Consider the following 12235-nt stretch of genomic DNA (forward strand, 5'->3'; position numbering starts at 1 on the left):
GCTATTATGTTCTCCGCCTGAAAAGGAAAAGAGACAAGCAAAAGACAAAGCAAAGACGTTAGAGATATGCACTTTACCCTCGGTAATCATGAATTAGAAATTATCAAAACCACGCGCAAAGGCTCGATTGGCCTGAGAGTAGAACCTAACCGCATCGCACTTATGGTGCCGAAGCAACTGGCGGATGCTGCCATTACCGCTTTTGTGGAAAGCGAGCAGGGCTGGTTGTTGCAGCAAATAGAAGCGCATCAGTCGCAAATGCCGAAGCAGTTGGTCATGAAGTCGGGTCATGAATTATTGTTGTTCGGAGACAAGGTGATGTTCAAAGAAGATCACCATACGCCGGTGAAGAAAATGCACCTGACTCACGACGATACCTGTATTACGGTTTTCTGCAAGCAATCGCGTGTATTGAAGAACGAACGCCACCATATCTACCGACATCTTGTCGATTTTTTCCATCAACAACTCATCGATCACCTTACGCCGCAAGTGACTGAGTGGGAAAAGCGTATCGGTGTGCAAACCCAATCGGTACAAATCAAAAGCTACCGTTCCCGTTGGGGAAGCTGTTATTCAGACGGTCGTGTGCAATTCAACTGGAAGTTGGTGATGGCACCGAAAGCGGTCATCAACTATGTTGTTGTGCATGAACTTTGCCACCTGGTGCATGCTAATCACTCAGCTGCATTTTGGAATTTGGTCGAACAACATTGCCCAGATTTCGAAACACACAAAGCCTGGTTGAAAGAAAACGGCGCAGCACTCATTTCATTTCAAGCCGCATAATCCTAGAGTTTCGTCTGGCGTAGTCCCATCCTTGGGATCAAAGTAGCATGTGTTTGGATGCACTTGTAAAGTGGTCATTAGACTTTGATTTGATGCGCGTATTTTAAGTAGGATAAAACGGCGGTGTCAGGGTCTAAGATATTGGTCGACATGGTTTTGATGTCGCTGTCGTGAAGTTTTGTATTGAGTCCTTCTCCCAAGTTTCTGCTGATGACACAACCGATGTCTGATAACGCATGTGTTTCCTGTTGGGATAGGGTGCCTTTAATTTTTCCTAACAGTTCTTTTTCATCCAAGTGGATAAGTGTCTTCGAAATAATTTGGAATTGATCAGTGTCATAAACCCAAAAGTTTGGACACAAGGTCGCTGGGCCAGAAACCTGCCTCTGGTTGGCGCAACTAACTGCAATTTTCACATTCACCTCTTTTGAATATTTTTTGTGTTTCTCAATGACTCGGTATTGAAACTTTTGGCTTCAATACCGAGGAGAGTCTTACGATGCGTCAATCAGGTTGGCGCTACCGTAATAAAGCTGAGTAGATAAATAAGGGCAACTGAGCCGAAGGTCAGAATGAAGCCCCATAAAATCGCTTTTAAACCCGTCATGATCTACTCCTTTCCAGCAGCGGGTGCAGGGTTTTTAGGCATCAGGTTCGCATAGTATTCCGCCAAGCCTTGGATTTCGGCATCGGTCAGGTCTTGCGTGAACTGCGCCATACCTTCATTGATGTCATTGGTACGTTTACCGTGTTTGTAAGCCGCCATCGTACGGATGAAGTAAGCCGGAACCTGTCCTGCCAATGCAGGTGTGATATCTCGGCCTTCGCCGTGAACACCATGGCAAGAGGCACAAGGAGTAATCATGCGTGACACATCGCCCTTGGTGACCAATTTCTTGATGTTTGCCGGAGGCGTATAGTTACCCGTTGGTGCCGGTAGCTTTTGTGCTGCATAGTAAACCGCCACATCCGCCATGTCCTGATTTGACATTGGCGTGGTGGCTGCGTGCATCACGCTCGCTTTACCGTTACCTTCGTTGCGTAAACCGGACTTATAGTCCTGTAACTCTTTGTAGGTATAAAGCACGGTATTTCCTGCCAGGTTGGGGGCGTTGCGTGAAGGCGCGATACCTTGCTCACCATGGCAAGTGATGCACAAACCATAGCTGTGCAGTTTTTCGCCACGGGCATAATCGCCTTTCGGCATGTCTTTCGCGGACTTATCCCATGTGATGTTGCTCCAAGCGTCAGCGACAGGCATGCTGTGACCACTGGCCAAAGCGGCTGTGCTAGCGGTTGAAGTGACGGAAACAAGGCCGATTAGTAGTAATTTTTTCATTCTTTTTCTCCCTTGAATCCCTATCAACTAAAGATATCTTTACGGAAAGTACGTTGCCAGTTTTTCGCGACTTCGGCGCGAATATGGCGGTAGTACGGGTTTTCCGTCGGATCGGACATGACGTAGCTTTCTTCATAAGGATGGTGGTTGCCCGCATAACGGAAAGTTTCCGCAACGGTCATCCCCCAGTCTTCCGCAGCCATAGCGACACAGTTGTTAGTGATAAAAGGCGTTCCAATTTCTTTGCCGGTCAACTCGGCTTGAATCGCCTTGGTCACGACTTTAGCTTGATTACTGGCGATATAACCGGTTTTCGGCATAGGATCTGCCGCCGCCGAATCCCCGATTATGTAAACGTCTTTATCACGTTTAGTCGAGAAGTCTTGGGAGTTGAAAGGCGCCCAATCACCTTCTGCCAGACCGTTCATGCGCACGAATGAACCAGCCATTTCAGGAGGGATGATGTTGATGACATCGCCCTTGTGAACCTGACCGTTTGCCGTCGTCAAAGTACGGTTTTTGGTGTCCAGTTTGGTAACGTGACCGCCGTCTTTTTTCGGTACCCATTCTATGCGTGCATTCGGCGTTCCCAAACCATGTTCTTTTTTCCAGAAGTCCAGATAGACGTCATGGAAAATGAAGTCATCTTTTGAGTCCAAAATAATGACCTTCGCCGTTGGGTTGGTGTCTTTCAATTTGTTGGCAATGAAAGACGCACGCTCATAAGGCGCTGGCGGACAGCGGTATGGGTCAACCGGAGAAGAAATCAACACGGTTCCGCCTTGTGGCAATGCGTTGATTTGATCTCTCAATACCAGTGTTTGCGGACCAGCATGCCAAGCGGCAGGGAAGTTGCCTTCCGCCAACTTTTTGCTGTAGCCTTCAACCGCACCATATTTGAAGTCTGGGCCTGGAGAGACAATCAGTTTGTCGTAAGACACCACATCGCCTTTTGCCAACTTCAATTTTTTAGCGGCATAGTCGATTTCCGTGGCACGGTCTTGGATGACATTAACGCCATAACGAGACTTTAAAGTGTTGTAGTCAACCGTTAGGGTTTCTAGCGTGTCAAAACCGGCAACCACTTCATTACTGCCCGGGCAGAAGATGTATTTTGGTTCAGGCTCGATAATGGTGATGCGAACATCGGCATTCAGCAAACGCATATATTTTGCAGAAGCTGCACCACCGACACCACCACCGACGATAACGATATGCGCGCTCTTACTGGCAAACGCCAAGCTGGAGGCTCCCATCAGCCCTGTTCCCAATGCGCTGGCACCGAAAAGTTTGATCAGGTCGCGTCGTGTAATCTTATTCATGACTGCTCTCCTTGGCGTTTTCCTTGATTGAAGCGTTCCAATCAGGGTGCGTCCATTCTTCAGGTGTTTGTTTCGCAAAGAAATCCGCCATAGCTTCGATTTCTTCGTCGGAGAAGACGTGCGCAACGTCATGCATCACGATGGATGGAAACTTGTTTGCACGATACGCTTTCATCAACTTGATGAACTTGTTCTTATCCATTCCCGCAAGCGGCGGCATGGCTTCGTTGAACTCAGCGCCTTTGGTGCCGTGACAAGCCGAGCAGTTGTCGCCCAACATGTCTGCCGAAGGCATGGGATATGCCGAGCGCAATTTTGCGTTTTCTTCAGCGGAAATACCGCCGGAAATCGCAAAGCTAGCGGGCGCTTGCAGCATGCAAGCCAGACCGGTAACGGCGCTTATTAATAGTAATTTTTTCATAATCCGTTCCTTTTCCTATCTTGCCCAAACATAGAAGCCGACAATAAAGAACTGCACTACCCACAGGACGACGATCCAGATAGATAGGGTTCCCAGTTTGTTGACGAATGCGCTAGGTGTGTAAACACCAACGGTTTGACCGGCTTTCCAAGCAATAGTGAGGAAGTAAGACAACACCACACCACCGACGATCGCGAAAGTCAGGAAGAACAACCCGGTTGAATACCAATCGAAGACGATTTTGTAGTCCCAGAAGTTGTAGTGGAAGAAACCGTTTAGGATGTCGTAGCGCAAGATTTCACGAGAAGTCGCAACAATCAGACCGATGACCAAGGCTACTGGCAATGCCATATAGCTACAGAATCTGGCTTCACCCTTCAGGCGAACCTGTGCCCAAATTGCGTAGAACAACACCATTACACCCGCGAGGATTCCCCATAAAGAGGTCGCGAAGTTACCAGCAGTTTCCGGCAATGTCATCATCCAGCCGACATAAAGGGCGGTGGAAATCACAGAACCGACTTTGATCCATTTTTTACCGACTTCTGCCGCCCAGTTCAGGTAGGCATGGTCAGCATCGGAACGCACCGACTTGAAACGGCGGTAAGTGACCAACATGCCGCCTGCAACGGGAATCGACAAGCTGATGAAGAAGGCATAACGCCATAGATTCCACTCATGCAGTTTGTCGCCTGTGTAGTCCAACATACCGTTTTGTTGTAAATACCAAGACTTCCATAACTCAGGGTGTAGGATTTGCGAGGTTAAGCTGTGCATGATGAAACCGACCAATAACATCAATGCCAAGCTCAATAGCATTGACCAACGAGCTTTTGGGGTTGCTGATTTATCCTGGTTAGCGCCATTGACGAAGTAGTAGTAATACATCGCCCAATAACCCAAGATCAGGAAGATGATAAAACCGATAACCCAGTCTGCCGACAATACGTTGGAGGTATACCAGTGAGGGTCGTACACCACTTGTACAAACAGTAGTGGGGCAACCCCAATTACGATCGCGACGGATACCGATACCTTGGCAACTTCCAACATGGCGGCACCCAGTCTGCGCCAATAAGCGTTTTGGCTAAAAGCACCGATTAAGGTAATGGCAGAGGTTCCCAACATCAGTTGCACGAACAAAATGTGCAGTGCAAAGGTTAGTACGCTCAGCCCGATAAAGATGATTGGGTAGGTTGGCAACCCGGCAGGGTTACGCAGCGCATACATCATGTCGGTAATTTGAGAGACTTGTGAAGCGTCCATTATTTGCCCTCCTGTGTCAAAGCTGCAATTTTGTTTTTTGCACTGTCAGCAAGCTTGGCTTGTTGGCGAGCTTGAATTTCTTGGTGAATTGCAGCATCGACTGCCTTTTCGCCACCTTCTTTGTTCAATACCAAGAATGCAGAGAGGGCTTTCACTTCTGAATCCAACATTGGCATTTTCGGCATATAGGCGATGTTGCCTGTTGTCAAAACACCTTTAACGTATTTTTCCATGCGCGCTTCTGTGATGTTGTCGGGAATGTAACGGCTCAATGGACGAATCCCTGTTTTGCTCGGAGAGTGACAGTTTGAGCAGTACACCATCGCGATAAATTTACCCGCTTGAATTTTGTTACCTTCATTTGCCGTGCGCAATGAAGCAGGTGTAAAGGGATGTGCTTTCAAAATCCCTTCTTTTTCCAAGAGTGGAATTTGAGACTTGATACCCATGCCAGGGACGTCACGACCAATCACTTGGTTCGAGTAAACATATTGTCCTGCAACCCAAGGTTTACGCATGGATTCACGAGCCGTTTCTTCAGGCCACAAACCGGCAACCAGAATCACAACTGCCATCGCTCCGGCAAAAGCCTGTACCAAAACCTGTGGGCGCAACATTGTTAGGATGAAGTAGGCTAAAGTCCCCGACAACACCGCGATAATGCTTGGCTCGAAATAGGTGGGTAGACGGTTTTCCATTACCAGCAAAGCTTGGTCTGGAACCGCTTTCAAATACAATTGGAAGAGCGCCGCACCGATCAGGGTGGAGATGATTCCCAACCAACCCAATTTGCGCGCCATCTCTTTTTTGAAAGCAGGGTCTTTGATACCGGCAACCACAATGCCTCCCACCACCGCTGTCATGGTGAACATGAATGCCATTCGCATTGCCAATTGGATAAAGGTGTTTTCACCGTAGAAACCGTTTAGGTAGCCGCCGTGTTGGAACCAAGCTTCTTTTCCTGGCAACATCATGAAAGACAGGATTCCGACGATGATCAACATCGTGGCTAAGGAAGCGACCCCGAAAATCACCGAGATTTTCATGTGGGTTCTTTTATCGACCTTGCCGACCAAGTAAACAATCATATAGACACCGACTACCTCGATGACGAAGAAGACCCATTCGGTTGCCCACTTCCAAACGAAGGAGTGAATCAACGCACCGATACCGTTCGGGCTGGCGACGGTTGTCGAGTACCAGATACCCGGCCCGGTGATGGACCCTGCGACATAGGTGAACACCAAAAGGAATAAGCCGTACTTCTTGATGAAGTCGAGCAAATCTTCACGGTCTTCACGATAAGCCTTATGAGAGAGATAGGCGAAGAGGAGTGCCGCACCGACAGAGGTATGGGAGGCAAGAACATGAAAAGTTGCGATAAAGGCAACAACCCAGCCAGATCCCACTGTCGATTCGTACCATGTCGGATACAAACTGATTAAGTCCATAATATAACTCCCTTATATTAATAAATTCTAATATGTTATATTGGTCGGCATTCTTATTATGCGTGTTCCGAATTGTAGTGACTATTACTCTTGGTTGGTATTCAAAAGATTTTATTTATGCAGGCATAAAATATTTTATAAGGGAGTGATTGGTAGCTGTTGATTGTCTATATCTTATTGTTTTTAAAGTGGTTGTTTGATTTTTTGTTTAGGGAAGAATTTTGCTTTTTAGGCCAAAACCATGGCTGTTAGCGATGAAATTAATGATGATTTTTGCAAATAAATGTTTGAGTTCAGTTCGAATCGGCAAAATTCAAGAGGCTTAACCTGCTTGTAATTAGTAGAAATTATCGCTAGTCTAGCGGGTAATTTATAGCCTTTAAAAGGTGGGTTTGAGGAGAGCGCTTGAATACCCAAGGAAATACATCGACAGCCACTTTACATCTGACCGTCAACAGTCGTTTGACGCAGTTCCTAAAGTCAGAGTTCATGCTGCAACAAGCCAAACAGGAAAGTGCTCAAGTCATTGCGACACCTCAAGTCATGACTTGGGGCCAATGGTGGGATGGTTGGCAACAGGCACAATTACTCCGCGGAGTATTGCCGCTTGAAAACTTGCCGGAAAAAATCCTGTCTGATTTTGAAGCGCAATCCATTTGGCAAGCGTTGCTTGACGAAGCCTGTGAGGCGGATGACTTGCTGCTATTGAACCCCGCACAAACCGCAAAGCAGCTTTACCAAGCTTGGCAGTATGACAGTGAATACTTAAGCGGGCAGCGCGGGGGCAGTATTTTTCAAGGTCAGTACCTTACCGAAGAAACACAACTCTATTTGCGTTTGAAAGCGCGTTATCAACAGTTGATGGATAAGGCGAATCTGTGGGACGCTTCTTTACTGATGCAGCAACGTTTGCAATGGTTTCATGACTTGGATGATAGTCAGTTGGTGGTGCAGTTGCACGGTTTTGATGATCTGACGCCCTACATGAAAAGCTGGATTCAAACCGTTGAAGCAAGAGGCGGTCGGGTTGCGTTGGTGCAGCCAGAGACCTCGAGTGATTCTGTTCAACAATGGTATGTTGCATCCGATGAGTCGGATGAAGCCAAGCAAGCAGCACTCTGGGCTTACCAAAGTTATAAGGTCTTGTCAGCACAAACAAAGATTCCCCCTAGAATTGCGATTGTAGCGCCGGATATTTCCGAGGTTGAAGCATCACTGACCTGGGCACTCGATGAACAGTTGTTTTTGCATGAATCTCAACCGCTTAAGTTATTTCAGGCTCAGGCAAAACCTTCACCTTTTTATAACGTTTCGTTGGGGAAACCTTTGGTGGAGGTACCGCTAGTCAAAAACGCTTTGAGAGTGTTGGACTTTGCTATCAGCCATTCCAACAAGGGCGGTGAGGCGGCAAAGTTTACCTATAACCAAGTCTCAGAGTGGCTGGTTTCGCCTTATACCCCTGGTGATTTTATTCGACGTCAGGCGCTTGATTTCAGCCTGAGAGGTTGGCAATGGGCAGAGCTGTCGATAGCGGGGTTACTGGCTGCGTTCAAAAAGGTCAGAGATGAAGCTGCGGAAGAAAACGGCCTTAGATTGTCCGCAAAACCGCCCAAAGCCTTGATGGATAGCCTGTATGCTCTGACCCAACCTGGCAGATTTTTGAATGAGAAAGGCGGCAAAAGCTTAACGGCTCATGCCTTTTACCAAGCCGCATTGGATGTGTTGGAAAACAGCGGTTGGGCAAACTCCGGTGTTGGGGGCGCATTGAATAGCGTCGAGTTCCAGCAGAAGCAGGCGTTGTTAAAAGCCTTGCTACAGTTTTCTCAGCAATGGGTGATAACGGGTAATGTTCAAGCAGGTAACGAAGCGTCACACATGAAGTCGCTCACGGCGGTGGAATGGTTGGGCAAATTTCGTCAGTTTGTCGGTGAGCAATTGCATCAGCCAGAGTCCGTCAGTGGCGCACCGATTCAAATTATGGGGATGCTAGAGGCAGGGGGGCAAAGTTTTGACGCCCTTTGGGTGATGGAGATGACTGCCAATGCTTGGCCAAGAGAAGCCAGACCGAATCCGTTTTTACCAATGGCTTTGCAACGCGAGCACCAGTTGCCGCGTGCCGATGTCGGTCGAGAGCTACACTATGCGCGAGCGCTGACCGAACGTTTAGCCGGTTCCGCACGACAAGTGGTTTGGTCTTATGCGAAACAGACTCAAGGGCAGTTGAACCTTATCAGTCCGTTGATAGACAAAAAAGAACGAGTTACGGCAAATGCCTATGCTCCACAAGGCTATCAAACTTTGGCAGAAAACCTGTTTAACCAAAGGCAAGCGATGGAGTGGGTTGAGGATGCCAAAGCACCAGAGGTGCCTTTGGGTGACAAAGTGCCGGGTGGTTCCGCCATTCTCACCGCACAGAGCAAATGTCCGTTGATGGCGTTTTTCGATTATCGTCTGGGCGCCAAATATCAACTGGAAACGGTTGAGCCGGGATTGCGTAGCAATCATCTCGGAACCCTGGTGCATTTGGTGCTGGAAAACTTCTGGCAAGAAGTGAAGACACAAAAACGTCTGCTGGCGATGGATGAACCTGCGCTCAAACAGAAAATAGACTTGCTGCTGGATGAGGCGATGTCAGCGATGAGTCAACATTTCAATGCGCACTATCTGGCGCTTGAGAAAAAACGTATCGGCTTGTTGTTGATGGATTGGTTGGCACTTGAAAAACAGCGACCTGCGTTTGAGTTGTTGGCGTCCGAGCAAGATATTGAACTGGACTTGGCGGGTTTGAAGCTATCTATCAAAATCGACCGAATTGACCGCATGGCTGATGACGAACAGGCGCTCATCGTACTCGACTATAAAACCGGTAAAGCCAGTTTGGGTGATTTGATGAAAATGCCGCTCAAAGCACCGCAACTCGCTGTTTACCTCCATGCATTTAAGGGCGAAACATCTACAGTGAAAGGCTTGGGTTACGGCATGATTCACAGCGATACCGGCATTGATTTCTCTGTGGTGGCAGAAAGTGAAGAGTTTCTTCCAGACCTTTATAAAAATAAACAGGCCAACAACTTTGCCAAATTGTCAGCGAAAGAAGGGGGCGATTACGATGGCGCAAGTTGGGATGATTTTATCAATCACTTAAAGCAGGCAGTCTGGCAGTTGGCGGAAGAAGTGCAGCAGGGCAGAGCCGATTTGCGTTATGAAAAGGTGGATGATCTGCAGTACGCTGCCAGTTTGTTGGCATTGCGCCTGCCGGAAGCCAAGCGTTTTCTGGTAGAAACTGAGGAAGAGTCCGAGGCGGTTTCTTAAGTGCCATTGTCTCTGGCGGTAGGTTTTTGAATAATCAGTAAAAATGGCAGTCATTTTTATCAATGATGACTATAATAAAACGCATAAGAGATGACTCCAAAGTTTAAAAGATGCGAGTCCTCAATCTGGGTTCTAAATAAAAGAGAATGCTTTGAGTTCACAAAACGCCGCCCTTTACGAAGTGTATTACCAAGACTCGCCGGACAGTCCGGCTGATAAGGATATTGTCTTTTCGATTGAAGAGGCGCAAGAGTCGGTATTGGGTTTCTACAACGATTGCATCCAAAAATACCTGTCAGGTGATGTGGAACCTCTTAAGTCTTACGACGAGGTGGCTTTGCTGCAAAACCAATATGCCAGACAGTTAAAAGGTAAGGCTTGGTTTGTTGCAGTACAAGAAGACAAGATGCTGGAAATCGAGTCGGACGGTATTGACGATATTTTCGGTGAAGAACTCGATTTCAGTGAAAAACTGCCTTCTGTTGATGAGTTGGATACGATTTTCGATACTATCAGTGACCAATTCTTTATCCGGTTGACGACGAACCTCAAACGCAATTTGGAAAATAGACGAGTCTTTTTGAAAGACAGTGAAATCCACCAAATTGTCTCTGATGCCTTATGGCATCAAGTGACGGATGCCTTCCTGATCTCCCGTCAAGATAAAGATATTCAAGCAGATGCCGTTGCAGCACCGGAAGTTTTTTTGGTAATGGTTAAAAATGACGATGCGGCAGTCTACTTCGGCACAGAGTACATTGATGCTGCCGATCAGTCCAATGACGATGATTTACAAGTGATTGTCGATACTGCGCAGATGTTGGCGGAGAAATATGAAACCACTATTCGCACTCATCAGTTTGAGGGTATGGTTGAAGGTTGGAACTGGACAAAGATTGAAAGTATTCTGAAAGCTGGCGGTATCATGCCTGCGGAAAAGCCCAATTTACTGAGGGTGTTGCAGGATATTGAGTCTTTACGCTTGTCTGTCAATGCGCATGCGACTGTCGATAGTTTTGAGTATCACATGGATGCGTTTGATGCTTATGTCTTTTGCGGCGATGATACGAAGGAAGTATTGACCATTAACATCAACCATCAGTTTCAACAAGATCAGATTCATTTGACTGTGGAAGATGTGGTCAAAGCGATTGAAATCGAACCAAACCGTTGGGTTTGCGGAGATTTACTCTCAACAGAGGTGATTGTTAACCCTCGGAAGTATTTCAACACCTCCATTCAAAACTTGGTACGTTAAGCCTGCGATAAGATTCTTTGTCCGGTTTATCCAGCTTAGGCAAGCGTTTGGCGAAGTTCACTCATTTGTTCGTCACTAAGTTCCAGTGCCAGTTGCGTGCGCTCAATCATATCTTTCAGTTCCGGCGTCATGTAAACCTTAAATACTTGCTCACTGACTAGGCCGTTTGCTAGTTGCACCAATGCCACCAGGTTTTTCAGTTCCGGGTTGCGGATGGTTTCAAGGTTCGGTTCATGATGCAGAATCATGGTCTTTTTGAAAGGTGTATCCAGTTCCCATTCTTCCGCGACCAGAACGCCCACTAAACCATGAGTGGTGCGGTAAGTTTCCAGCTCGGCACTGTTGCTTGAGAAGGGGGATGACAGGCTTTTGGCGAAAATCGTTTCGTAATGGCTGTCCAGTTTGGTCATCATGATTGCGCCGATATTGTGGAACAGACCTAACAAATAAGCTTCATCGCCAGTGGTAATACCTGTTGCCTTGGCGATCTCCGCGCAGGCTTCAGCGACTTTGACACTGTGCTTGATGAGTTGAGGATGGCCGAAATTTTCCATGCCCAGTTTCAATGAAATGGCGGTAACCAAGTTTCTTAAGCGTCGGATGCCCAGAATGTCGATGGCATCGTGAATAGTGTGAATGACGCGAAAACTATTGCCATGCATTGAAGGCAGGTTGGCAGCCTGTACGATCTCACCCGCCAGAATGGCATTTTGACCGATGATGTTAGCCATTTCTTGTGGGTTAGGAAATTCTTGTGCGGCAAGCAGCTGTCTGAGCTTAAGGACTTCACGCGGAATAGAAATTTTCTCAGTCTTGTTCAAGAGTACACGTGCTTGAGTCAGTTGGTCTTTTAATTCCATTGATTTCCTTTCCCACTTCGGTCAAATGACTGAAGATTTTTTACTGTAGTACGTTCTAAATTACACTAATTCCGAATTGTTTTTTTATTATTAAACATCTACTCGGACACGCTTTTACTGATATGTTCTACTGCCGAGTTTGTTATGATGTTTGTCGGTAATCGGTGCTCGAAATCTTACGGGCAAAATTTGTCGATTGGTCAGTCATTTACCCTTG

The 12235-nt window shown here is 47.0% G+C and carries 10 protein-coding genes; 3 read left to right on the forward strand and 7 right to left on the reverse strand.

The window, feature by feature from the left end; all coding sequences use genetic code 11:
• Positions 1-66 precede the first annotated feature (66 nt).
• Positions 67-789: a M48 family metallopeptidase gene (locus tag HVMH_RS02785; RefSeq protein WP_051623165.1), complete on the forward strand. Its 723-nt coding sequence runs from the start codon at positions 67-69 to the stop codon at positions 787-789.
• Between the two features lie 77 nt (positions 790-866).
• Here the strand turns inward: HVMH_RS02785 and HVMH_RS02790 are convergent, their stop codons facing one another.
• The 6 genes from HVMH_RS02790 to HVMH_RS02815 form a co-directional block, all read right to left on the reverse strand.
• The gene (locus tag HVMH_RS02790) at positions 867-1205 is read right to left on the reverse strand and encodes a NifB/NifX family molybdenum-iron cluster-binding protein (RefSeq protein WP_029907681.1); all 339 of its coding nucleotides are present in this window, start codon (positions 1203-1205) and stop codon (positions 867-869) included.
• A 194-nt stretch (positions 1206-1399) separates the two neighbouring features.
• The gene (locus HVMH_RS02795) at positions 1400-2128 is read right to left on the reverse strand and encodes a c-type cytochrome (RefSeq protein ID WP_051623166.1); all 729 of its coding nucleotides are present in this window, start codon (positions 2126-2128) and stop codon (positions 1400-1402) included.
• 23 nt (positions 2129-2151) lie between these two features.
• Positions 2152-3450 (reverse strand): FAD-dependent oxidoreductase, encoded by a 1299-nt coding sequence (locus tag HVMH_RS02800; RefSeq protein ID WP_029907683.1) that lies wholly within the window; start codon positions 3448-3450, stop codon positions 2152-2154.
• Positions 3443-3871, reverse strand: a complete 429-nt coding sequence (locus HVMH_RS02805) for a c-type cytochrome (RefSeq protein WP_051682462.1) — start codon at positions 3869-3871, stop codon at positions 3443-3445. The genes HVMH_RS02800 and HVMH_RS02805 overlap by 8 nt, the downstream gene beginning before the upstream one ends.
• Before the next feature lie 15 nt (positions 3872-3886).
• Positions 3887-5137, reverse strand: a complete 1251-nt coding sequence (locus HVMH_RS02810; protein ID WP_029907685.1) for a hypothetical protein — start codon at positions 5135-5137, stop codon at positions 3887-3889.
• Positions 5137-6588, reverse strand: coding sequence for a hypothetical protein (locus HVMH_RS02815; protein ID WP_029907686.1), 1452 nt, complete (start codon positions 6586-6588; stop codon positions 5137-5139). Before HVMH_RS02815 ends, HVMH_RS02810 begins: the two co-directional genes overlap by 1 nt.
• Before the next feature lie 405 nt (positions 6589-6993).
• Between HVMH_RS02815 and HVMH_RS02820 the strand changes: the two genes are divergently transcribed.
• Positions 6994-9900: a PD-(D/E)XK nuclease family protein gene (locus HVMH_RS02820; protein WP_029907687.1), complete on the forward strand. Its 2907-nt coding sequence runs from the start codon at positions 6994-6996 to the stop codon at positions 9898-9900.
• A 151-nt stretch (positions 9901-10051) separates the two neighbouring features.
• Positions 10052-11158, forward strand: coding sequence for a hypothetical protein (locus HVMH_RS02825; protein ID WP_029907688.1), 1107 nt, complete (start codon positions 10052-10054; stop codon positions 11156-11158).
• Positions 11159-11193: 35 nt separating this feature from the next.
• On the opposite strand, the gene HVMH_RS02830 is transcribed toward HVMH_RS02825, so the two are convergent.
• Positions 11194-12018, reverse strand: coding sequence for an HDOD domain-containing protein (locus HVMH_RS02830; RefSeq protein ID WP_029907689.1), 825 nt, complete (start codon positions 12016-12018; stop codon positions 11194-11196).
• Positions 12019-12235: the final 217 nt, after the last annotated feature.

The organism is Hydrogenovibrio marinus, from assembly GCF_013340845.1.
Taxonomy (GTDB): Bacteria; Pseudomonadota; Gammaproteobacteria; order Thiomicrospirales; family Thiomicrospiraceae; genus Hydrogenovibrio; species Hydrogenovibrio marinus.

Coding starts and splice junctions, on each gene's coding strand:
- HVMH_RS02805 (WP_051682462.1), bottom strand. CDS start 3,871: ATGAAAAAATTACTATTAATAAGCGCCGTTACCGGTCTGGCTTGCATG.
- HVMH_RS02800 (WP_029907683.1), bottom strand. CDS start 3,450: ATGAATAAGATTACACGACGCGACCTGATCAAACTTTTCGGTGCCAGC.
- HVMH_RS02815 (WP_029907686.1), bottom strand. CDS start 6,588: ATGGACTTAATCAGTTTGTATCCGACATGGTACGAATCGACAGTGGGA.
- HVMH_RS02810 (WP_029907685.1), bottom strand. CDS start 5,137: ATGGACGCTTCACAAGTCTCTCAAATTACCGACATGATGTATGCGCTG.
- HVMH_RS02785 (WP_051623165.1), top strand. CDS start 67: ATGCACTTTACCCTCGGTAATCATGAATTAGAAATTATCAAAACCACG.
- HVMH_RS02830 (WP_029907689.1), bottom strand. CDS start 12,018: ATGGAATTAAAAGACCAACTGACTCAAGCACGTGTACTCTTGAACAAG.
- HVMH_RS02795 (WP_051623166.1), bottom strand. CDS start 2,128: ATGAAAAAATTACTACTAATCGGCCTTGTTTCCGTCACTTCAACCGCT.